The organism is Moorena producens PAL-8-15-08-1, from assembly GCF_001767235.1.
GTDB lineage: Bacteria > Cyanobacteriota > Cyanobacteriia > Cyanobacteriales > Coleofasciculaceae > Moorena > Moorena producens_A.
On sequence record NZ_CP017599.1, the window covers coordinates 6,358,716 to 6,380,005 of the forward strand.

General features: G+C 43.2%; 18 protein-coding genes and 2 pseudogenes. 15 read left to right on the plus strand and 5 right to left on the minus strand.

Going from position 1 to position 21,290, the window contains the following annotated elements:
* Nucleotides 1–10: 10 nt before the first annotated feature.
* The 4 genes and pseudogenes from BJP34_RS23290 (at nucleotide 11) to BJP34_RS44160 (ending at nucleotide 4,405) form a co-directional block, all read left to right on the plus strand.
* Nucleotides 11–1,197, plus strand: a pseudogene (locus tag BJP34_RS23290) (IS4 family transposase).
* A pseudogene (locus BJP34_RS47760) lies at nucleotides 1,173–1,822 on the plus strand (IS4 family transposase); the annotation flags it as partial. The pseudogenes BJP34_RS23290 and BJP34_RS47760, both read left to right, overlap by 25 nt.
* A gap of 855 nt (nucleotides 1,823–2,677) precedes the next feature.
* A complete protein-coding gene (locus tag BJP34_RS23300) occupies nucleotides 2,678–4,174 on the plus strand; it encodes an FG-GAP-like repeat-containing protein (RefSeq protein WP_070394392.1) in 1,497 nt (498 codons plus the stop codon).
* A 72-nt stretch (nucleotides 4,175–4,246) separates the two neighbouring features.
* Nucleotides 4,247–4,405 carry a hypothetical protein gene (locus tag BJP34_RS44160; RefSeq protein ID WP_158517407.1) on the plus strand — a complete coding sequence of 53 codons (159 nt, stop codon included), beginning with the start codon at nucleotides 4,247–4,249 and terminating at the stop codon, nucleotides 4,403–4,405.
* Here the strand turns inward: BJP34_RS44160 and BJP34_RS23305 are convergent.
* Nucleotides 4,379–9,376: a PD40 domain-containing protein gene (locus tag BJP34_RS23305; protein WP_083305315.1), complete on the minus strand. Its 4,998-nt coding sequence runs from the start codon at nucleotides 9,374–9,376 to the stop codon at nucleotides 4,379–4,381. The genes BJP34_RS44160 and BJP34_RS23305 overlap by 27 nt on opposite strands.
* Before the next feature lie 562 nt (nucleotides 9,377–9,938).
* On the opposite strand from BJP34_RS23305, the gene BJP34_RS23310 reads away from it, so the two are divergent.
* The 3 genes from BJP34_RS23310 to BJP34_RS23320 all read left to right on the plus strand — a co-directional run bounded on the left by BJP34_RS23310 (nucleotide 9,939) and on the right by BJP34_RS23320 (nucleotide 11,407).
* Nucleotides 9,939–10,523: a thioredoxin family protein gene (locus BJP34_RS23310; RefSeq protein WP_070394394.1), complete on the plus strand. Its 585-nt coding sequence runs from the start codon at nucleotides 9,939–9,941 to the stop codon at nucleotides 10,521–10,523.
* 217 nt (nucleotides 10,524–10,740) lie between these two features.
* Nucleotides 10,741–11,001 carry a hypothetical protein gene (locus tag BJP34_RS23315; RefSeq protein WP_070394395.1) on the plus strand — a complete coding sequence of 87 codons (261 nt, stop codon included), beginning with the start codon at nucleotides 10,741–10,743 and terminating at the stop codon, nucleotides 10,999–11,001.
* Nucleotides 10,994–11,407 carry a hypothetical protein gene (locus BJP34_RS23320; RefSeq protein WP_070394396.1) on the plus strand — a complete coding sequence of 138 codons (414 nt, stop codon included), beginning with the start codon at nucleotides 10,994–10,996 and terminating at the stop codon, nucleotides 11,405–11,407. The genes BJP34_RS23315 and BJP34_RS23320 overlap by 8 nt, the downstream gene beginning before the upstream one ends.
* A 152-nt stretch (nucleotides 11,408–11,559) precedes the next feature.
* Here BJP34_RS23320 and BJP34_RS23325 read toward each other — a convergent pair whose 3' ends face one another.
* Nucleotides 11,560–11,994, minus strand: a complete 435-nt coding sequence (locus BJP34_RS23325; RefSeq protein WP_229423991.1) for a winged helix-turn-helix transcriptional regulator — start codon at nucleotides 11,992–11,994, stop codon at nucleotides 11,560–11,562.
* 116 nt (nucleotides 11,995–12,110) lie between these two features.
* Here BJP34_RS23325 and BJP34_RS23330 point away from each other — a divergent pair, with 116 nt between their 5' ends.
* The 4 genes from BJP34_RS23330 (at nucleotide 12,111) to BJP34_RS23345 (ending at nucleotide 16,582) form a co-directional block, all read left to right on the plus strand.
* Nucleotides 12,111–12,728, plus strand: a complete 618-nt coding sequence (locus tag BJP34_RS23330) for an NAD(P)H-dependent oxidoreductase (RefSeq protein ID WP_070394397.1) — start codon at nucleotides 12,111–12,113, stop codon at nucleotides 12,726–12,728.
* 39 nt (nucleotides 12,729–12,767) lie between these two features.
* Complete coding sequence (locus BJP34_RS23335; RefSeq protein WP_070394398.1) at nucleotides 12,768–13,487, plus strand: glutathione S-transferase family protein; 720 nt, start codon at nucleotides 12,768–12,770, stop codon at nucleotides 13,485–13,487.
* Between the two features lie 481 nt (nucleotides 13,488–13,968).
* Nucleotides 13,969–15,789, plus strand: coding sequence for a mechanosensitive ion channel family protein (locus BJP34_RS23340; protein ID WP_229423992.1), 1,821 nt, complete (start codon nucleotides 13,969–13,971; stop codon nucleotides 15,787–15,789).
* Between the two features lie 100 nt (nucleotides 15,790–15,889).
* The gene (locus BJP34_RS23345; RefSeq protein WP_070394400.1) at nucleotides 15,890–16,582 is read left to right on the plus strand and encodes a CPBP family intramembrane glutamic endopeptidase; all 693 of its coding nucleotides are present in this window, start codon (nucleotides 15,890–15,892) and stop codon (nucleotides 16,580–16,582) included.
* A gap of 377 nt (nucleotides 16,583–16,959) precedes the next feature.
* Here BJP34_RS23345 and queD read toward each other — a convergent pair whose 3' ends face one another.
* Nucleotides 16,960–17,355, minus strand: coding sequence for a 6-carboxytetrahydropterin synthase QueD (gene queD, locus BJP34_RS23350; RefSeq protein WP_070394401.1), 396 nt, complete (start codon nucleotides 17,353–17,355; stop codon nucleotides 16,960–16,962).
* A 401-nt stretch (nucleotides 17,356–17,756) separates the two neighbouring features.
* Between queD and fumC the strand changes: the two genes are divergently transcribed.
* Both fumC and BJP34_RS23360 read left to right on the plus strand, forming a co-directional pair.
* The gene (fumC, locus tag BJP34_RS23355) at nucleotides 17,757–19,151 is read left to right on the plus strand and encodes a class II fumarate hydratase (RefSeq protein WP_070394402.1); all 1,395 of its coding nucleotides are present in this window, start codon (nucleotides 17,757–17,759) and stop codon (nucleotides 19,149–19,151) included.
* 147 nt (nucleotides 19,152–19,298) lie between these two features.
* On the plus strand, nucleotides 19,299–19,619 hold the full coding sequence (locus BJP34_RS23360) for a hypothetical protein (RefSeq protein WP_070394403.1): 321 nt from the start codon (nucleotides 19,299–19,301) through the stop codon (nucleotides 19,617–19,619).
* On the opposite strand, the gene BJP34_RS40700 is transcribed toward BJP34_RS23360, so the two are convergent.
* Nucleotides 19,604–19,828 (minus strand): hypothetical protein, encoded by a 225-nt coding sequence (locus BJP34_RS40700; protein ID WP_158517408.1) that lies wholly within the window; start codon nucleotides 19,826–19,828, stop codon nucleotides 19,604–19,606. The two genes, BJP34_RS23360 and BJP34_RS40700, sit on opposite strands and share 16 nt — an antisense overlap.
* Here BJP34_RS40700 and BJP34_RS37455 point away from each other — a divergent pair.
* Nucleotides 19,790–20,002 (plus strand): hypothetical protein, encoded by a 213-nt coding sequence (locus BJP34_RS37455; protein ID WP_083305316.1) that lies wholly within the window; start codon nucleotides 19,790–19,792, stop codon nucleotides 20,000–20,002. The two genes, BJP34_RS40700 and BJP34_RS37455, sit on opposite strands and share 39 nt — an antisense overlap.
* On the opposite strand, the gene BJP34_RS23365 is transcribed toward BJP34_RS37455, so the two are convergent.
* Nucleotides 19,971–20,927, minus strand: coding sequence for a cation diffusion facilitator family transporter (locus BJP34_RS23365; RefSeq protein WP_229423993.1), 957 nt, complete (start codon nucleotides 20,925–20,927; stop codon nucleotides 19,971–19,973). The genes BJP34_RS37455 and BJP34_RS23365 overlap by 32 nt on opposite strands.
* Before the next feature lie 183 nt (nucleotides 20,928–21,110).
* Here BJP34_RS23365 and BJP34_RS44165 point away from each other — a divergent pair, with 183 nt between their 5' ends.
* Nucleotides 21,111–21,251 carry a hypothetical protein gene (locus BJP34_RS44165; RefSeq protein WP_158517409.1) on the plus strand — a complete coding sequence of 47 codons (141 nt, stop codon included), beginning with the start codon at nucleotides 21,111–21,113 and terminating at the stop codon, nucleotides 21,249–21,251.
* Nucleotides 21,252–21,290 lie beyond the last annotated feature (39 nt).

Consider the following 21,290-nt stretch of genomic DNA (forward strand, 5'->3'; position numbering starts at 1 on the left):
TCAATTCAAAATGCTACCAGAATTATATCAAAAACATTTAAAAAATCTCCTTTCCGAATCTCAATTATTGTTTTTTTACCTTGTAGTAATCATTGTACAAGATATCAAGGATGTTAAACTCGAAAAAATTGCTGAATCTTTACCTTTGCCTATTAAATGTAACTCAAGGCGTAAAAAGTTACAGAGATTTTTTTCATTACCAATATTTCAAATAAAAAAAATGTGGTTTCCACTTGTTAGAGAATGGCTCACTCAAAAATTTGATAAACACAAAAAAATCTATTTAGCCATCGATAGGACTAATTGGAATAACAAAAATTTATTGGTGGTTAGTATAATTTATAAAAACCGAGCAATCCCAATTTATTTTGAACTTCTTTCAAAACTTGGTTCAAGTAATTTTTTAGAGCAAAAACAAATACTATCAACTATTATAGGGCTATTTGATAGCTATCATGTTGTTATTTTGGGAGACCGAGAGTTTTGTTCAGTTAAATTGGCTGAATGGCTAGACAAACAAGGGTTTAAGTTTTGTTTAAGACTTAAAAAAAATGAGCAAATTGAATTAAAAAATCAGGGGTGGATTTCCCTGAAAAACTCGGGATTAAAACCAGGAATTTCGTTATTTTTTGAAAAGGTTAAAGTCACAAAAACTAAACAAGTATCAGGATTTAGTATTGCCTGTAAATGGAAGAAAAGTTATCGAAAGTCAGTAAGCCAAGAAGGTTGGTTTATCCTAACAAATATGAGCGAATTGTCTGAGGCAATATCAGCTTATAAAAAACGTTTTGATATTGAGGAAATGTTCCGAGATTATAAAAGCGGTGGATATAATATGGAAGGCAGTAATGTTGTCGGTAAACGCTTTATATCTTTACTTATTATAATCTCTTTTGCTTACTTTATTGCCACAATTAAAGGAGAAATAATTAATAAAAAAGGAGTTCAGGACTATGTAGCGAGAGTCAAAGAATATGGGCGATTAACTAAAAGACATAGCAGTTTTTATATTGGAATGTATGCTCAAAAATGGATTCATTTTATGGATAAATGTTGGGAATTAGTTTATGCTTTGATGCGTTTAAGTCGTCATAAGCTCGATAATTATTTACGAGGTATGAGAGCTATGAAGCTTATACAGTCTACTTTTTAGCTCTCATGTCGCCCCCCCAGAAAAAAATGAGCAAATTGAATTAAAAAATCAGGGGTGGATTTCCCTGAAAAACTCGGGATTAAAACCAGGAATTTCGTTATTTTTTGAAAAGGTTAAAGTCACAAAAACTAAACAAGTATCAGGATTTAGTATTGCCTGTAAATGGAAGAAAAGTTATCGAAAGTCAGTAAGCCAAGAAGGTTGGTTTATCCTAACAAATATGAGCGAATTGTCTGAGGCAATATCAGCTTATAAAAAACGTTTTGATATTGAGGAAATGTTCCGAGATTATAAAAGCGGTGGATATAATATGGAAGGCAGTAATGTTGTCGGTAAACGCTTTATATCTTTACTTATTATAATCTCTTTTGCTTACTTTATTGCCACAATTAAAGGAGAAATAATTAATAAAAAAGGAGTTCAGGACTATGTAGCGAGAGTCAAAGAATATGGGCGATTAACTAAAAGACATAGCAGTTTTTATATTGGAATGTATGCTCAAAAATGGATTCATTTTATGGATAAATGTTGGGAATTAGTTTATGCTTTGATGCGTTTAAGTCGTCATAAGCTCGATAATTATTTACGAGGTATGAGAGCTATGAAGCTTATACAGTCTACTTTTTAGCTCTCATGTCGCCCCCCCAGGAACTAGAATCTAGAAGCTGATTGCGGTGAGGCGCACGACCCAATAGATCATAAAAACCAAGATCTCCCCATCTCCCCGCGCCTCGCACACCTCCCACCCTCCTTTGTCTTTCCCAATTCCCGATTCCCGATTCCCGATTCCCTATTCCCTATTCCCAAGCCCTATATCTCTCCTCAAAGTATTTTTTATAACAACTTTATTCGTTTCAAGATTTAGTAAATTTTGAGTTAAGTAGCTCAATTAGTTCGGATTGATATGTAATACTGTTTTTGGTAAATAAATCAGCCATCAATCTTAACTAGTTGATTGTTCCAATAACTAGTAATTTCAAGTAGCAAAATAAAAAACACCCAAGCTCAGGGGAGCACTTAATATTTAGTATTTTTAGTTGAGACCCTCTACTAGCATTGCTAGAAAAATGTATGCAGCAATGTAGCATGCTAGCGCAGTAATTTAGATAATAAGTAGTCGAACAAAAGCTTTGGGTGCTGTATAAAGTTTTGTAAATATAGGCAAAAGCTTTTGGGGTAAAGGTTACAAGCATTTTACAGTTTTCGAGACAGTACCGTTTATTTATGTCCGACTACTTAGGTTGGTGTTGGAAAACTTACCGGTGCCCTTTCCTTAGGCGAATATCCCAAGAGGATCCAAATAATTTTTGGTGCCAATAAAAATTAGCATTAGCTTTCTCGATTGGGTTTTGGTAGATTACCTTGACTCTTGATTAACTAAAGAATTATTCGGTTTTATGTCAACAACAAAGCAGATAAACCCAATATCAATAAACCCACAAAGGAAGATTATAACTATTGTCCCATAAAAAGTAGCTTGTTGACTTTGAACAAATTAGATAAACATTAAAGAGTAGTGATATTATGAGTATTCCCAACGATCAATTCTGGAATCAAACCGTATTTCCTTCCGGAGTCGATAACGCCCATGACTACTTTGGCACTAGCTTAATTGGAGGGGATTTTAATGGTGATGGTCGGGGCGACTTGGCTATAGGCACACCCAAAGAAGATGTTGATGGGGACATTAACACAGGTAAAGTCAATGCAGGTAAAGTCAATGTCCTCCCAGGATCTTCAACAGGCTTAACTAGCACTGGTAGCCAATTGTGGAAGCAAGACAATCTTGCTGGCAGTTCAACTGAAGCTGATGATCGCTTTGGAGAGACCCTGATCTCAGGGGACTTTAATGGGGATGGTTACGATGACTTAGCGGTAGGCACGCCTTACGAGGATTGGGAATCGACTAAAGATACTGGGATGCTTAACATTATCTATGGTTCCTACTTCGGTCTAACGAGCACTGGTAACCAATATTCCATCCAGATTACTTTTCCTGAGGATAGTAATGAACAAAATGACCGCTTTGGTAGTAGCTTGGCTGCGGGAGATTTTGACGGGGATGGCTATGATGACCTGGCAATCGGTACTCCCTATGAAGATTATGATGGAAAAACCAACACAGGTAAAGTTAATACCCTCTATGGTTCTGCAACCGGCTTAACTACCACTGGTAATCAACTCTGGTTACAAAGTGCGTTTAGTGGGGGTTTCAATAACGAAGGTGACCTTTTTGGTAGCAGTTTGGCTGCGGGAGATTTTGACGGGGATGGCTATGATGACCTGGCGATCGGTGCTCCTTTTGAAAATTATGATGGAAACACTAACACAGGTAAAGTTAATACTCTCTATGGTTCTGCAACCGGCTTAACTACCACTGGTAATCAACTCTGGTTACAAAGTGCGTTTAGTGGGGGTTTCAATAACGAAGGTGACCTTTTTGGTAGCAGTTTGGCTGCGGGAGATTTTGACGGGGATGGCTATGATGACCTGGCGATCGGTGCTCCTTTTGAAAATTATGATGGAAACACTAACACAGGTAAAGTTAATACTCTCTATGGTTCTGCAACCGGCTTAACTACCACTGGTAATCAACTCTGGACTCAAGACGATCTCATTGTCAGCAACCCTGAAGCATTTGACGGCTTCGGAACTACTTTAGCTGTGGGCGACTTTAACAACGACGGTTATGATGACTTAGCTGTGGGAAGTCCCTATGAAGATATCAATTCAATCACTGATGGTGGGGCTGTAAATATTATCTATGGTTCTGTCTTTGGTTTGACTACTACTGGCAACCAGTTCTGGACCCAAGATAGTTTTGGGGTTAAGGATATAGCTGAGGAGTACGATAACTTTGGAGCTAGCTTAGGGGTGCAGGACTTCAATGGGGACGGCTACGATGACTTAGCCATAGGAGTTCCTGGTGAAGACCTCGGAGGTATTATCGATTCTGGTGCTACTCAAATCCTCTATGGCTCAGTCAGCGGTCTAGTTGTAGAGAGTAGCTTGTTGATATAACTAGGGAACAGGGAACAGGGAACAGGGAACAGGGAACAGGGAACAGGGAACAGGGAACAAGCAAAAAATCCTGTGTACCTGATTAGACTCAAAAAAGCTATACTCCCGACTCCCTACTCCCTACTCCCGATTCCCGATTCCCGATTCCCGATTCCCTACTCCCGATTCCCGACTCCCGACTCCCGACTCCCTACTCCCTACTCCCTACTCCCCATTCAAAATTTCTGGTAAAATCCCATCACACAATTTGCGATCGCTTTCACTCAAGGTAGGATTATGCTTTAAATAGTCCGTGATCCAATAGCACCCCTTCACCAATAAATCCTTTAAATCAGAGCTTAAATCAGACATAGCTGTATGACTCCCCCTGGTAACTATCCCCTGTCCAGGTTTTACACCTACGACTGTACTGCCATTAATCGGTCCGCCAACGGTTTTGATTTCTGTACCATCGATATTCCAGATTTTAGCAGTACCATCTTCACTGACCGATACCAAAGTTTCACCGTCAGCCAGGAAACAGGCATTGCACACAGGAGCAAGATGTCCTTTTAGGGTTTTGAATTCCTTACCATCACGAGTCCAAAGCTTTACCGTTCTATCAGCACTAACTGAAGCAATAATTTGACTGTCAGGACTAAAAACAACACCTCTAACTCCTGCTTGATGTCCTTGTAAGGTAGTGATAAGTTTACCATCCAGACTCCAAAGTTTCACTGTTTTATCAGTACTAGCGGAAGCCATAATTTCACCATCCCCACTGAATCTCAAACAGACAATTTTTAGACTATGGGCTGGAATCGTATCGATTAAGCTACCATCGAGACGCCAACGTTTAATGGTTTTATCTTCTCCAGCGGAAACCAGCATCTGACCATCCTGACTGAATCTAATGGTAAGGATTTTAGCAAGATGACCGTTGAGAGTATTTATGAGTACTCCGTTATCCTGTCCATACTTATCATCAATTCCCCACAGCTTGATGATTCTGTCATTACCCGCAGAGGCCAGGATTTTACCATCAGGACTAAAACTTAGACTCCTGATACTCAGACCATGGGCTGGAAAGGTTTGCAGTAAGGCTCCATTAAGATGCCAAATTTTAATGATACCATCCACACTAGCAGTGGCTAATAGTTTTGCTTTAGGACTAAAACTGACACTCCTGACACTAGCTTCATGTCCTGAGAAAGTTCTCAGTAATGTGCCGTCTAGACTCCATAGTTTCACTGTTTTATCTTCACTAGCTGAAGCATACTGCTGACCGGTAGAATTAAAACAAAAGCCGATAAGTTTACCAGTATGGCTTTGCTGAGTATTGAGTCCAATGCCCTTGAGACTCCAAAGTCTGATAGTTTTATCTACACTAGCAGAAGCCAGTAGCCGTCCATCGGGGCTGAAACTTACCCCACACACAGACCCTTTGTGTCCTCGTAAGGTCTTGAGCTTAATGCCATCAAGGTTATAAAGTCGAATTCGATTATCTTTACTGGCTAGTGCTAACATTTGACCATCGGGACTAAATCTAACCCGATAGACTGGCAAGCCATAATTATCGATGGAGTTGAGTTCTTTGCCATCTATATTCCAGAGTTTAACGGTACCGTCCGAACTCCCGGAAGCCAGCATCCGACCATCTGGACTAAAGCAGACACTCCAGACACCCCTTGCATGACGATTGAAAATTTTGGGCCAACTACTGTCTAAATTCCAGAGTTTGATAGTGCCATCTTCACTAGCGATCGCAAGGGATTTACCATCAGGACTAAAACTAATCCCAAAGTTAGCAGGACCAAACCTGGTCAGGGTTTTAATCCGAGTACCATTAGGATGCCAGAGCTGGATGGTGCCATCCTTACTAGCAGCAGCAATGGTGTGACCATCGGGACTAAAACTAATGTTGAAAACTTGGTTTTTATGACCTCTGAGAGTTTTCAGTAACTTGCCATCCCGTTGCCAGAGTTTGATGGTGCCATCAGCACTGGCAGAGGCAAACATTTCACCATTGGGACTAAAGTTAATGCTAAACACTTGCTCCTTGTGACCCCGACAGCTTGCCAAGGCTTTGCCATCAATTCCCCAAATCTTGATGGTGCCATCTTCACTAGCAGAAGTAATTAGTTTACCATCGGGACTTAAACAAACACCAAATACTCCCGCATCATGTCCTTCCAAACGATTGCACTCTTGCAAGTTATTGATAATTTCCTGAAGCTGATTCACTTGTTGCTGTTTGATCTCACGAGTAACCTCTGTGGTGAGTAATCGTTTCCCAGCTTTTACACTAGCGACCAATGCTCCTAACTGGTCGTGGGAAGACAGTAGAGCTTGAGACAGAGAACTCAGGGCTCTAATTTCTGCAATTTCTGCTCGTCTTCGTTCCTCTTGTTCTTGATGGAGTGCTTGCTTTAGTTCTTGTTTAGTGAGTTTTAACTCGGCTAGGATTTGAGGCTCTTGTCCTTGGCGAATAAATGATACTAAATAATCATGAACTAACTGATAACGATCAGCGGGGTATTCTGGCACTTCAAATACTAAGCCAGACCCCACTAACACCTCCAGTACTAAATCCAGTTTATCCTCCTCTAAGTCCAAATCTTCCGCTAATTCGGCCTGAGTTTTTAGGGGTCGCATCCCGTGTTCATCGGTCAGCAAATACAAAACTAGTTTAGTGATTCGTTCCTGCTCTTCACCACAGTCTTTAATCGCTGTTTCTAGGTATCGTTCAACCAGTTTTTCCTTCGGACCTTTGGCTAGATAATCTGCTAAGGTGGTAATTTTTTCGGCTTGGAGCTGAGCTCCTACCACTTGCAATTCAATGGGGAGCACCTCATTTGTATCTCCTGCTAAATCCTTGACTAGAGCATCGGTTAGGGTTGGCTCTAGAGAAAATGCCGTGTGTTCCGTTAAGCTTTGAATAACTGATTTAGCTTGCTTTGGTGAAAAGTTACCGAGATAGTAAAGAATCGTTTTATTTAAAATATTGTTGTTAATGACATCTAAGTTAATTAGACGGTTACACTCTAACAAATAATGAAGGTCATCTTCTCGAATGGATAAAATAATTTTTACATAGGAAATATTCAAACAGCTCTTCATAAATTCATAGAAAACCATTCGTTTTTTTCTGTCTTTGGCAGCAAAGAAAAATTCTTCAAATTGGTCAAATACTAAAACAACTAGGATATTATCTTCTGTTATTTGCCAGAATGTCTTGAGAATTGCGGCTGTTGTTTCTAGAGTATTCCCATGATACTTAATCAGTTTTTTTTCGGCCAGAGACTTGGCTAATGCTTTCCCAAATTCGGGAATCCAATCGGTATAAATTTGCTGGAAAACCGTTAACACCTCACGGGAGCCAATGGTTTTTTGTTTCAAGGTGGGAATTAACCCAGCTTGGACAAGGGAACTTTTTCCTACTCCGGATTGACCATAAATTACCGTTAGTTTATGGTCACTACGGCCCATACGTTGCATTAAGCGATTGACATCCCCTTGTCTACCAGAAGCCGCAATAGCTGGGGTGACAGAATTGTGGTAGTCTAGATCTGGTAATGCTGGGTTAGTTACCTGTTGTTTAGGCTGCAATCGACCAGCACCAATAAAGGCTCGAAAATTGTACTGCTGCTCAATGGAGCGTCGTTCTTGTTTAACCCGAAAAGCTGTCAAATAGTTACCTTGTTGGCAGTAGCACTGGCGCAATTCTTCTAAAATCCGAATGTAAAGCTCTGGATCGTACTGGGGTTTGGTTCTGGCTTTAGCCGTTTCCAGAGTTGTCAGACTGTCTTGGATTTTAGCTTGCTGCTGTTGCTGTTGCGATCGCGCAGCCCCACGATGCGATCGCGCTAGAGACAATAAATACCAACCTTGGTGAAATGAGCGCTCCCAATCACAATCGGTTTCGAGTGAGCATGAGGTTGGTGTACAGAATTCACACAATGCCTGTTCTAAGATTAACAGAGCCTGTTGGGCTAACTGTTGCGCGTTAGTCCAATCAGATTTCCATAAGGCGACTTCTGCTAAAAAGCCATGGGCTCGCGCTAGTCTAAACGGATGACCATAGGTTTGATGGAGAGTCAAGGCTGTGTTAGCAACCGCCTCCAACTCATCCCACTGTCCCAGTCGTTGCAGTACCTCTGCCGAAGGATTAATAAATTTGGCAACTAAGTCCGGTCGTTCAGCTTGTTCAAAGACCTTAATACATTGCTGATAATACTCTGCGGCATGACCACAAGCCACTTGATGTTCAGCCCGATGTCTCTCAGCATAGGTACGCCACCATAATCCTAAATAGTACAGTAAGCATCCAACCCGCTCTGATGAGGAGGTGAATGTTTGGGGTTTTCCCTCGGTTTCCCTGACCTCTGGCTCAATCTGCTGCCAAAGGGCTAAACTACGCTGATAATGTTCCAGAGACTCTTGTGATGACCCATCAGCGGCACGACCCAAGACAAATTCTAAACTGGCTTCTAACGGTGGGTCTAATCTGACTTTACGATGTTTTAGCTCATTCTGGGCTGACTTTAACTCGGTGCGGCGAGTCGAACCAATGCCCAAATTCAAGTCATCATTGTCCAGAAATCTGCCAGCACCAGAGTTTAATACTTTGCCATAGACCTGATTGACTGTTTGCTCGATAAAATCAATTAACTCATCCGTTGCCATCTCAAAGCCAATGGGAGTAGCAGCCCAACTGGTGAAATCTGGTGCTACTCGCCTGAGCTTGTGTTGGACCTGATCGGTTACCCATAACACCAGGGGGAAGGGGAACGTTTTGCGAAATTCATCCCGTGCATTATTGGTAGAAACCAATAACCTATCAATATCCCTGACTAATTCCAAATTGTGAACAATCACCGCATCGGGGAGTTCTGAAGTAAGTTCCGCTTGAACATTGCTATAGAGGTTTGTAGCCGATGAGGCCAAAGCCCTGGAGTGAAACTTAATCTGGTAGCGTTCTGTCAGTTGTTGTGTTAATCGCTGCCGCAATGATTGATAATTACAACGGGCTAAAATCAGAGAAAATTGTCCCTGAGAAAATGCGATCGCCCGTGCTAGCATTCTTAATGATTCATTGTTATTGCCATTGAAATCTTTGGGTTGGACGGTCATATTTATTCCAACTATTGTGCTTCTGCCGAAATCGGATTCACGCCCTGACCATCCCCTCTGCTGATCTTGGTAGCCATGGAGCGCGTTCATGGGGGAGGTTCTACCATCAGTGACTACTGCTAACTCTTAGGGTTCCCTCCCTTGGGCAACGGTTGCGGTTTCCAAGGGTAGCGCGTTCGCGTAGCGTGGCCGTTCGCGTAGCGTGGCCGTTCGCGTAGCGTGGCCAAAAGGCCAAAAGGCCAAAAGGCCAAAAGGCCAAAAGGCCAGTGTATCAATACAAGGGTTTGATACCCATCTTCACCTTTTACTCGTCTTTGCTGCAACACCTGAAACAGTAATTCCCATTAATCACCAGTAACGGCTGGCACCAGAACGTCCCGTTGCTTAGGGATCACTTCTTCCAAACAACTACCTATAGGAAGTTGGTCTATTATACCACGTTTTTTTGGTTGGTTGGTTGAAAGTTCAAGGTGGTTTGGTAGTTTGGTAGTTTGGTGGTTTGGTAGTTTGGTGGTTTGGTAGTTTGGTGGTTTGGTAGTTTGGTTCTGGGTCGGATTACCAGATCAGATCATAGCCGTTGCCATGGGATCTGATATCGTAGGCAAGGTTAGAAGAAAATCAGTTGTCACCGCAATAGTTTAGGAGTCAAACGATGGCACTAGTTAACTCGACAATGTTGTCCTTAGGTACCAAAGCACCAGAGTTTCAGTTACCGGATGCAGTGTCTGGCGAGACGATTTCCTTAGAGACCTTTGCCGGTAAGCAGGGGTTACTGGTCATGTTTATCTGCCGCCATTGTCCTTTTGTTAAACATGTACAGGGAGAATTGGCCAAGTTAGGGAAAGACTATGCCGATGCTAATCTCGGTATGGTGGCGATTAGCGCTAATGATGCGGATAATTACCCGGATGATGCTCCCGATAAACTTAAGGAAATGGCTCAGGCGCTGGGATTTACCTTTCCCTTCTGTCATGATCAGAGTCAGCAAACGGCTCAGGCTTATACAGCTGCTTGTACCCCAGATTTTTTTCTATTCGATGCTAACCAAGAGCTAGTTTACCGAGGTCAATTGGATGATAGTCGTCCTAGTAATGGGATACCAGTTACGGGTAAGGATTTACGAGCAGCTATTGATGCGGTGCTAGGGTCGCAACCGGTGAATTCTGAGCAAAAGCCTAGTATTGGTTGCAATATTAAGTGGAAGCCGGGGAATGAACCAGCTTATTTTGGTGTGTGAGATGTTGTTGAATTGAGAATGAAGAATGGTGAATGAAGAATGAATAATGAATAATTAAAAATGAAATAATTCTCAATTATTAATTCTCAATTCTCAATTCTCAATTAAAAGTTCCTTTTGCTATAAGTAATAGGTAATAGGCAACTGCCTTTTGCCCATTACCCATTAGCCTTTTATTATCGTCATACCTATAGCATTATCATTTGAGACAACCAATATGTCCCTCAGCGAACTTTTACCCACTGTCAGTAAACTATCTCATCAAGATAAACTTCGACTAATTCACTTTCTCCTCCTTGCAGTTGCTAAAGAAGAAGGATGTAGCTTAGAATCTCCTGAAAATAGTGATTCAGAAAACGTACTTCTGAATCAGTTGGCATCAACTGAAGCTGTGATCTGGTCTCCTCAGGCAGATCACGAGGCAGTTCAAGCCTTGTCAGATCTTCTGGTAGCAGCACAGGAAGCAGCTAATGGTTGATGGTCAACGTTTTCCATTCACGGAGCGAACCGATAGCCTTGGGCGATCGAGCATCATGCCATATTTACCCTTGATTCTCAGTTTGGGGAACCGTTCTGTAGAAGTGATGGCATTGTTGGATACCGGTGCAAGTGTCAATGTTATGCCTTACGAGATTGGTGTACAGCTAGGGGCAGTCTGGGAGAACCAAACCATCTCCATTCCCTTGAGCGGAAACTTGGCTCGTAGTCAGGCACGAGGATTAGTTATTTCGGGTACAGTTGCTTCGTTTTCGCCTGTTTTCCTGGCATTTGCTTGGACTCAATCCAAAGAAGTCCCTGTAATTCTCGGACACATGAACTTTTTCGCGGAATTCAACGTGTGTTTTTATCGGCACCAGTTAGCTTTTGAGGTTTACCCAAGATAAAAAGCAATTAATAGTATGACAAAATATAGAATTTTTATTTGAGATGTAAACATAGGATTGATAAAAAAAGCGATACAGCGATGCATCGCTACTCCCGACTCCGATTCACCCCAAGGGCGGGTTACCTCACCGAACTGAGAACTGCTAAAAAATTATATATTATACTCCTCTGCCCATGTCTTTAGCTCCTCCAGAAATCTCAGGGCTGTGCGACCAAAATCTGTGATCTCATAGGCCACAGCAATGGGCTTGGTACTGATGACGTTACGGTTGACTAGACCCGTATCCTCCATTTCTCTTAGCCGCTGGGTCACCATTTTTTTGCTAGCTCCCCCGATCTGGCGCGCTAGATCGTTGAAGCGCATCGGGCCATCCTTGAGATGCCAAAGAATCGATCCTTTCCATTTGCCACCCAAAATCCGCATTCCACGCTCGATTGGACAGGGGCTGAGACAGGGGTCAATTGCGTTCTTGTTGCTTTCGCTATCGGTTTTGATCTCGATGTCGCTATCAGTTTCGATGTCGATGTCGCTATCTGTGTCAATTTCGATATCTCTATCTGTTTCCATGTCAATGACAGAACTCATATTTTATACCTGGTTACTAATTGTATACTAGTTGACTATAGTAACTTAAATTTTTACCATGAAGCAATACATGAAGCAATACCTGTAGACATTACCTGATTAGGGCAACTGATCTGATGAAAACCCTGCTTTTGATTTTGGGCAAAGAGACTAAGGAGTTCGCCAAAGGCCGCTACAATCAAGGTCTTTTCGAGATAGCGGTGGAGATATTGAAAGATCAATACGAGCTACTCACCACTGTTGTAGAAGACGGTTACAACATTCCAGAAGAAATTGCGAAATTCAAGCAAGCTGACGCGGTCATCTTTCAGTATCCCGTGTACTGGTTCATGATGCCGTCAACCCTAAAGCGTTACATAGACGATGTCTACGCCTATGGTGAATTCTTCGGGCACAGTAATAGCTCATACGGATCGGGTGGCCTGATGAATGGCAAGAAATTCATGCTGTCTACTACATGGAATGCGCCCGCCGACGTCTTTAACAATCCGAATAGTTTCTTTGAAGGACTATCACTACAAGAAGTCCTCCTGCCCATGCGTAAGAGTCATGAGTTTTGTGGCTTCAAGGAATTGCCCCATTTCGCCTGCTACAACGTCATCAAAAATCCACAATTTGACGCTGACCGAGAGCGGTACATCAGTCACCTAAAGATGGTGTTTCTTGACCCCGACCATGATTTAGGTGTTGAAGTAGCGAAGCCTCTGTCTGCTCCATTTTCCAAAGCTCATTAAAACTAACTCAAGCGTCAATATCTCATCCAAAGAAAAATCATGACAAAACAAGCTGAGATTCATCTCTACACCGCATCGACTATGAATGGATGGAAGCCGCTAATCTTTCTTGAAGAAGCAGAAGTGGACTATGAGATGACCTATATTGATTTTTCCAAAAAAGAACAAAAGTCAGACTGGTACAGATCCCTTAATCCCAATGGGCGCATCCCGACCATCGTGGATCGTGGTAATGACGATTTTGTGGTTTTTGAGTCGGGTGCGATTCTTTGGTATCTAGCTGAGAAATATCAAAAGTTCCTTCCCGAGGGGGAAAAAGCTCGATCCCAAGCACTTCAGTGGCTGATGTTTCAGATGAGTGCCATTGGACCGATGATGGGTCAGGCGATGTACTTTCAGCGAATTGCAGAACCTCAAGGGCATCGTGATGAATTTGCCATCAAGCGCTATGGGTCAGAATCACGGAGGCTGCTGGAAGTCTTGGATCAGCAGCTTGAAGGGAAAAGTTACATCCTTGGTAATGAGTTCACTATTGTAGATATGGCCACTTATCCTTGGGCACGAGCTTATTATTGGGCGAAAGTATCGGTGGATGGGCTGAAAAACCTTCAAGGCTGGTTTGACCGTATTGATGCCCGACCTGCAACTCAACGGGCACTAGAGCTCCCGAAACCTTTTCCTGCCTTTTTTGGAAAAGGGGATGTGGCTGCTGCAGAAGCTGCTAATTCTGCACGTTTTAAAAATGATGTTAAACAATAAGCAATGGATGATGGAAACAAAACTTAACAACCATGGAAATAAAGATGTGATAATATTCCACTCAATCGGTGCTCAGGGAAGATTGGTCAAAATTTTTGTCCAAGGTGCTTGTTGATCAAAAATATTGGTTAACAATAAGGACATCCCTTGATTTGATCCAATAAAAAGCTATCTATACATTTGGACTGTTAATAGTAAACTATTAACAGTTTACTATTAACTGCCCCCAGATATTCATTTCTTGGTTAGATCAAGAGAATTATAAAGGGATAAATTCTGTCAAAATCCCGAATAGTTGGGGAACATTCAGCTTCGCTCCTCCGCCCCTATGGTGCTCTGCTCCTCAGGTGGGACTTGTGGCGAATTTAATTCTTAATGGTAAGAGCGCACCTAAGCCTAAATCGAGTAATGTCACAGCCGTGGTGATCTTCGGGGGGTAATGGGGGAGCAACTGTTCACAGTCAACGGTTAACACTCAACAGTGAACCCAACTATACATAATACCTCTTCATTAACGTCTTATCAACACGAAAAACCAATGATTCATTACCGACAAAAGAAAATTAGCATTTTGTTTGGCAGTCTCTTAATCGTTGGGGCATGGTGGTTACCTGTCCAAGCTCAACAGAGCACTAACTCACCCAATCAGAAAGCAGTTACAACTGAAGATCCAACTATTCCGATTGAGGAGCTAGAGCTAATGCTCAAGCCCTTGACTAAGGATGAGCTGGAGGGTGAAGCTCAGGGGTGGATCTTCTTGCTTAAAACTAAAGTTAAAGAACTCAGCGATGCGGAAATTGCTGTCAAGCGCAAAAATCGAGAGCTTGAACAATCTAAGGAAGCTGTTGATGCCCTAGAAGAGGCCAAAGAAGCTCTTGAGGAAGTCACAGAAACTAAAGAAAAAATCGAGACTGAGGCATCACCATCAGGTTCCGTTGAAGCTTTAGACGCTGCACAAGAAGCACAGGAAGCTCTCGAAAAAGCTCAGGAGTCAGTAGAAGAAGCGGTAAAAGAAGAAGAAAAAACCCAGCAGGATAAAACCTTGCAAGGGGCGATTGATAAAGCAGTTGAAAGTACGGAAGAGGATAAAAATAAAGCCAAAACCTCAGAGGAGGAAGTTGCTAAGGTTCAAGAGCAGATTGGGACAATTAGCAACAAAGTCGTTACGGATGAACAACAGCAGAAAAAGACTGAACAGGGACTGGAAAAAGCTCAAGAAAAGATAGAAGAAGCGGTAGAGGCCAAGACCGAAGTTAAAAAGCAAGTACTGGTCAACATCACGAGACTGCGGGATGAACGGGCTGGTTTGAGCGAACGCTTTGAGGTGGTTCTTGAAGAGCTGAAAATTAAAGGTGGTGATGTCGAGTTGTACCAAAAATACGTCAATGCCATCAGTGGGATTAAGGTTGACGTAACTGACACTCAAGGAACCTGGATTACCATTGTTGGCTGGCTCCAGTCTAAAGAAGGAGGTCAGCGCTGGGCGAATAACATTGGCAAATGTATAGGAATCATTGCTGGCTTTAGCATCCTCTCGGTAATCTTAGGAACAGTACTCGAGAAATCTTTGGGGATGTTCCCAAATATCTCAGTGATGTTGGGTCAGTTCTTGGTTAGTCTAACCCGCCAAGGATTATTTGTGGTGGGTATTCTTGTCGGGATTACTGCCCTAGAGGTAAGTATTGGCCCACTGATCGCTATGATTGGAGCTGCTGGTTTTGTGATAGCGTTTGCGTTCCAAAGTACCCTCGGTAACTTGGCCAATGGGTTAATGATATTACTCTATAAACCTTTCGACGTGGGGGATATCATTGAAGTAACTGGAGTAAGAGGAAAGGTTCATGATGTTAACTTAATTTGCACCACCATCAAGACTTCTCAAAGTAAAATTATTATTGTGCCCAATAATTCAGTCTGGGGTAACGTTATCGAGAATGAAACCAGTAGCCCCATCCGCGCTATGTTTATCACGGTAAGGATCAGCTACCACAATAGTATTACTCAAACTATCCAAGTTCTTAAGGATATTGCTAACTGTCATCCTTTAGTATTGAAAGACCCAGGACCTTGGATTGATACCGGTGAATTGGCTGAATATGCTGTTAACATTTGGTTTAAAGCATATACCAAGAGAGAGGATTACTGGACAGCCTATTGTGACCTCAACCGAATTATAAAAGAAAGATTAGAACAAGAGGGAATTGTGATCCCACTGCCGAGGCAGGAACTATACATTAGCGAAGCTATGGCTAAGGAAGAGGGCAGTATGGCAAAAAGGTTCAAAGGCATGACGTTATCCTAGTTATCCCCTTAGGAAACTTTGACAACTGGCACAGAACTTACCGATAGTTTCCAGCAAAGCTAATAGCATAACCAATAAAGTTATCACCGGAGAATTTCCAATGCTCAAAACTCACTCTGGTCAAAATCCCCTATTGGCTCTGCTACTGCTAGTTCCTGCTGGGAGTATCGGTGTAGCAATGGCACTATATATTGCTCCAGGATCATTAGGGCAGGCAGTATTCTCATGTTGCAAAGTCTGGTTACTAGCACTGCCTCTTGCTTGGTTTTTATGGGTGGATCGTGGCAAGTTACGTTTATCCTGGCCGAAGCGGCAGGAGTTGTTGACTGGAACTATTTTGGGACTGGTGATGTTTGGCATCATCCTTGGGGCTTATTGGCTTTTTGGTCAGCACTGGATTGATAAGACGGATGTTCAAAGTAAAGCCCAAGAAGCTGGGATAACTAGTGCATACATTTACCTACTTGGGGCGATGTATTGGACTTTTATTAATGCCTTCCTGGAAGAGTATATCTGGCGTTGGTTTGTCTGGAGCAAGTGCCAGATTCTAATCCCAGGACTTGGGTCCATATTGCTTTGTGCATTGCTGTTTACCCTCCATCATATTATTGCTTTAACCTTTTATACCCAGGATTGGCTGGTGGTCATACTTGGCTCATTAGGGGTGTTCATGGCTGGAGCAGTATGGTCGTGGTGCTATCTAACCTACCGTTCCATTTGGTCTGGTTATGTTAGTCATATTCTTGCTGATTTAGCGATCGCATTTGTCGGTTGGCAACTCCTATTTGCATAGCGAAGCTATTGAGTAGACTTCGCGGCAGTTGTCGGAAACAGGGAACAGCGGATCTGGGAACAGGGAACAGTGGACAAGAATTGACGCAAACACTATCATAAAACCTAAGCATTCAGCTATCAGCTATCAGCTATCAGCTATCAGCTATCAGCTATCAGCTATCAGCTATCAGCCTATGGGCTACGCGCAATCGGCTTTTCCCCAGACTTTCAATTTTATTCTAAGCTGACCGCTGACCGCTGACCGCTGACCGCTGGAGGTCTACTCAGCATAATTACCCTTAATTAAAATCTCTCCCATCTCCCCATCTCCCCATCTCCCCATCTCCCCATCTCCCCATCTCCCCACCTCCCCACCCTCCCCTTAATTATGGTTATTCAACCGGACTTGATATTAGGTTTCATATATCGCGTACCAGAGGTACAGGTTTCTTGAATTTCAACGGCATACAATCCTGGTAAACCCGCTTCTTCAAGTCGCTCAAAAACCCACTTGGCGATCGCTTCACTACTAGGATTCTCCAAGCCGGTGGTCTCATTGAGGTAATAATGATCCAAAAAATTATCTAACAGAGGCTTGAGATAGGTCTTGATATCTCCATAGTCCATTATCATCCCCTGTTTTGAACCCTCCTCAATTAGTTGATTACCTTTGACATAAACTCGCCCCACCCAGCTATGGCCATGTAACCGACTACATTTGCCGTCATGATGGGGAAGGCGATGAGCAGCTTCAAACCGAAACTCCTTGTAAATTAACCATTCTTCCATCATTTATAATTAAGAATTTAGAATTTAGAATTTAGAATTTAGAATTTAGAATTCATATTACGCTTACTATAAAAAGACTCTATTGATTTGACCCTAATTATAATAAGAGGTAATCTAGTCAAATATAACAGGTAAAAGCATAAGCTATAGCCGATTATTTTTGGGGTTTATGATAAATTAAGATTGGTTTTCAGGATTGATTTGGAAATCATAATAAAGTTTTAATACAGCCATAAACGGTTACCAAAGTTGCTGATATCTATCGCTATTTTAAACATACCATGAAGTCCGATAAAAGGGATGCATACCTACTCCCTACTCCCTACTCCCTACTCCCTACTCCCTACTCCCTACTCCCTGTGCTATACCATAAACGAAGGAACCAAGGGGAGTTGATATCACTGATGACTAAGATGCGAACAGAAACCGATAGCATGGGGGAAATCGAAGTTCCTGCTAATCGGTATTGGGGCGCTCAAACTCAGCGATCGCTAAAATATTTCTCGATTGGACAAGACTTTATCCCTGCGGAAGTCATAACAGCGATGGCTATTCTGAAAAAAGCGGCTGCTCTGACTAACTGTGAACTGGGTAAACTACCAGAGGATAAAGCTAAGTTAATCATTGAAGCAGCAACTGAGGTCATCGAAGGCCAGCTAGACGGTAACTTCCCTCTCCGTGTTTGGATGACTGGTAGTGGTACCCAGTGCAACATGAACGTGAACGAGGTGATTGCTAATCGTGCTATTGAACTAGCTGGGGGGGTGATGGGTAGCAAAAAGCCAATTCATCCCAATGACCACGTCAATATGTCCCAATCCTCTAATGATACCTTTCCCACGGCTATGCACATCGCGTCAGCGGTAGCCTTTCATGAGCGACTGATGCCCAAGGTCAAGAAAATGCGGGATGCTCTAGAGGAGAAAGCGAAAGCATGGGATAATATAGCTAAGATTGGGCGCACTCACCTTCAAGATGCTGTACCCTTAACCTTGGGTCAAGAGTTTTCCGGTTACCTTGCCCAGCTAGATGCTAATTTAGCACGGATAGACTCTGTGCTTCCTGGCTTGTACGAGTTGGCGATTGGTGGAACGGCGGTCGGGACTGGGTTAAATGCTGGCAAGGGGTTTGCAGAAAAGGCGGCTGAGCATATTGCTAAGTTGACTGGGTTGCCCTTTGTGTCTGCTCCTAACAAGTTTGCGGCTCTAGCAGCTCATGATGACATGGTTATGGCTAGCGGTGCCCTGAAAACCCTAGCGTGCTCGTTATTGAAGATTGCTAATGATATCCGTTTCCTAGGGTGTGGACCACGCTGCGGATTTGGGGAACTGAAGCTGCCATCCAATGAGCCAGGGTCTTCGATTATGCCAGGAAAAGTTAATCCGACCCAGTGCGAAGCGATGACTATGGCAGCTACTCAGGTGATGGGCTACGATAGTGCGATCGCATTTGCTGGTGCTCAGGGGCACTTTGAGTTGAACACCTTTAAGCCCATGATTGTGTTCAACTTGCTCCAATCTATTCATCTACTTGCTGACAGCTGCAACAATTTCACTGACTTCCTGCTGAAGGGACTGGAACCGAATCGAGAGAAAATCCAGTATTTCCTGGAACAGTCCCTGATGCTAGTCACTGCTTTGAGTCCAATCATCGGTTACGACAAAGCTGCAGAAGTGGCGCACCATGCTTCTGAGAAGAACCTTACCCTAAAAGCAGCTTGCCTAGAATTAGGCTATGTTTCTGCTGTTGAGTTTGACCAGATTGTTGATCCCTATCGGATGGCCTATCCCTTTGATTAGCTTTTTAGGGAGTAGGGAGTAGGGAGTAGGGAGTAGGGAGTAGGGGGAAGAGTGTGGGGAGAGGGGGGAGATTTGTAAATGCTATATTGAGCAATTCCCAGAAACCTTTAAGTATAAACTTATAAGGATAATCTTAGCAATTTTACAATGTTTGATTTTAATATCCTATGTGATTTCTCCCGTAACCATTGTGTAGCCATCTGTGCCATTTTAGTTCCTGCTAACTTGCTGCTGACCTTGCAAACTATCATTTTGACTGTGATTGGTTATCCTCAAGTTCAGGTGCGGAAAGCTGCTTTAGTTGCGTGCATCCCAGCTTTGGTAATGCTATTCCATGTGTATAGTTGGTTGATGATTGGAGTGGTGATGGCTCCCACCTACATTCTGTTTTTTTTAGCAGCTGTCTGCTTAAGTATTAATTTTTGGGCAATTAACTATTATAGTAGATTAGTTTATTCGAGAGAATAGGGAATAGGGAATAGGCAAGAGGCAAGAGGCAAGAGGCAAGAGGCAAGAGGCAAGAGGCAAGAGGCAAGAGGCAAGAGTAACCCACCCCTAACCCCTCCCAGGAAGGGAACAGAGGCAAGAGCGATGCAGCGCGGTCTTGGGGAGGCAGCGCGGTCTTGGGGGTCCCCCCCATGAGCGACTGCCGTGGTTTCCCCCATGAGCGACTGCATCAAGACGGCAAGAGGAAAAAAATCAGTAGTGGTACACAAGTCGTGATTTTAGCTTCCGAAACCTTGACCAGAGTAACGCCTACACCCTACACCCTACACCCTACTCCCTACACCCTACTCCCTACTCCCTACTCCCTACTCCCTACTCCCCATCTGGGTCATCTTTACCGTTGATTTGTGGGTTACGGTTCGAGCCATTCCATCGTAAGGATTCTGTTAAATCATCATCGATGTGGAAAATAGCTTGTACTGGTCCGTAGCGTTCTTGAATTCCCCCCTGAATCCGTTCAGCAATCAGGGAAATGACTCCTGAGAACTCTGGATGCACGACCAAATGCATTTCAACATACATGAAGCGTCCTACAACACCCCGGCACTGAATTTGATCACAGCGAGTGACACCTCCAACTTGATGGGCTATGTTAGCGATCGCTTCTGGATCAATGGGATTTTGTTTGACTAGCAGGGGCAACTGCCAGTTGATAACTTTCCAACAATTTGCCCCGGCAAAGAGCACCAGCACACTACTCAGGAGTGGATCGAGCCATAGGAAACCTCGGGAAACGCCCCAAAGCCCACCGAGTACTAGTATTGTTAAGCCCACATCCTGGAGCATTTGAGCGGCCTGAAAGCGTAGGGTAGGACTCCTGATCACTCTAGCTTGGTAAACCATCAGGCAAGACCAACCAAGGCTCATGGCTAACACGGCTCCCAACAGCTGTACTAACGGTAAACTGAGCCGGACAGGAATAGTTAAGGTTCCTCCCTGAATCAGGGTTAGTAACTGCTGAGAGGACAGTAAGCACAAATTTCCCCCAGCAAAGCCGAAAAAGGCAATTAGCACAAAGGTAATCACCGTTTCCCGTTTACCATGACCATAGACTGACAGATCTGGCGAATTGTCATAGGTAGTGATCATCAGCAAATTGACAAGGGTATTAAAGCAAATTAATAGGGTGAACAGGGATTCCCCCATCAGACTGAGCGATTGGGTAGCCCAAGCTGCTGACACCTTGACTGATAAAACAAACAAGCTGAGCCAGAGGGTAATGAATAATACCAGACGACTAGTCTGATCGCGGTTTGGTCCTTCGGTCATGGCCTGAAGGTAACAGATGTCGATTACCTTCACATTATCTTGGATTACCCTATTATTTATTGAGGCATCAGGCAATTATGCCATTTTATGGCAGTTCTTAATGGTTTTGGGGAGTTGGGTGTGGGGTGTGGGGTGTAGGGTGACCGGGTGTGGGGGATAAGAAAGCGATGCAGAGTGCGACCCGTGGCGAATTTAATTACGGGTCAAGCGCACCGAGGGAGTAGGCAAGAGGCAAGAGGCAAGAGGCAAGAGGCAAGAGGCAATGCTAACTTCGTTCCTTCTAACTTCGTTCCTTCTAACTTCGTTCCTTCTAATGTTACCTAGTCTGGAGGAAAGGGGAAATCTATATAGTGAGTCCGGTTG

What these genes read in the sequence shown, in the direction of transcription:
- BJP34_RS23320 (WP_070394396.1), top strand. Translation starts at nt 10,994, where the DNA reads ATGGTTGATGGTCAACGTTTTCCATTCACGGAGCGAACCGATAGCCTT.
- fumC (WP_070394402.1), top strand. Translation starts at nt 17,757, where the DNA reads ATGACTAAGATGCGAACAGAAACCGATAGCATGGGGGAAATCGAAGTT.
- BJP34_RS37455 (WP_083305316.1), top strand. Translation starts at nt 19,790, where the DNA reads ATGAGCGACTGCCGTGGTTTCCCCCATGAGCGACTGCATCAAGACGGC.
- BJP34_RS23325 (WP_229423991.1), bottom strand. Translation starts at nt 11,994, where the DNA reads ATGAGTTCTGTCATTGACATGGAAACAGATAGAGATATCGAAATTGAC.
- BJP34_RS23330 (WP_070394397.1), top strand. Translation starts at nt 12,111, where the DNA reads ATGAAAACCCTGCTTTTGATTTTGGGCAAAGAGACTAAGGAGTTCGCC.
- BJP34_RS23310 (WP_070394394.1), top strand. Translation starts at nt 9,939, where the DNA reads ATGGCACTAGTTAACTCGACAATGTTGTCCTTAGGTACCAAAGCACCA.
- BJP34_RS23315 (WP_070394395.1), top strand. Translation starts at nt 10,741, where the DNA reads ATGTCCCTCAGCGAACTTTTACCCACTGTCAGTAAACTATCTCATCAA.
- BJP34_RS40700 (WP_158517408.1), bottom strand. Translation starts at nt 19,828, where the DNA reads ATGCAGTCGCTCATGGGGGAAACCACGGCAGTCGCTCATGGGGGGGAC.
- BJP34_RS23335 (WP_070394398.1), top strand. Translation starts at nt 12,768, where the DNA reads ATGACAAAACAAGCTGAGATTCATCTCTACACCGCATCGACTATGAAT.
- BJP34_RS23305 (WP_083305315.1), bottom strand. Translation starts at nt 9,376, where the DNA reads ATGAACGCGCTCCATGGCTACCAAGATCAGCAGAGGGGATGGTCAGGG.
- BJP34_RS23345 (WP_070394400.1), top strand. Translation starts at nt 15,890, where the DNA reads ATGCTCAAAACTCACTCTGGTCAAAATCCCCTATTGGCTCTGCTACTG.
- BJP34_RS23360 (WP_070394403.1), top strand. Translation starts at nt 19,299, where the DNA reads ATGTTTGATTTTAATATCCTATGTGATTTCTCCCGTAACCATTGTGTA.
- BJP34_RS23365 (WP_229423993.1), bottom strand. Translation starts at nt 20,927, where the DNA reads ATGACCGAAGGACCAAACCGCGATCAGACTAGTCGTCTGGTATTATTC.
- queD (WP_070394401.1), bottom strand. Translation starts at nt 17,355, where the DNA reads ATGATGGAAGAATGGTTAATTTACAAGGAGTTTCGGTTTGAAGCTGCT.
- BJP34_RS23300 (WP_070394392.1), top strand. Translation starts at nt 2,678, where the DNA reads ATGAGTATTCCCAACGATCAATTCTGGAATCAAACCGTATTTCCTTCC.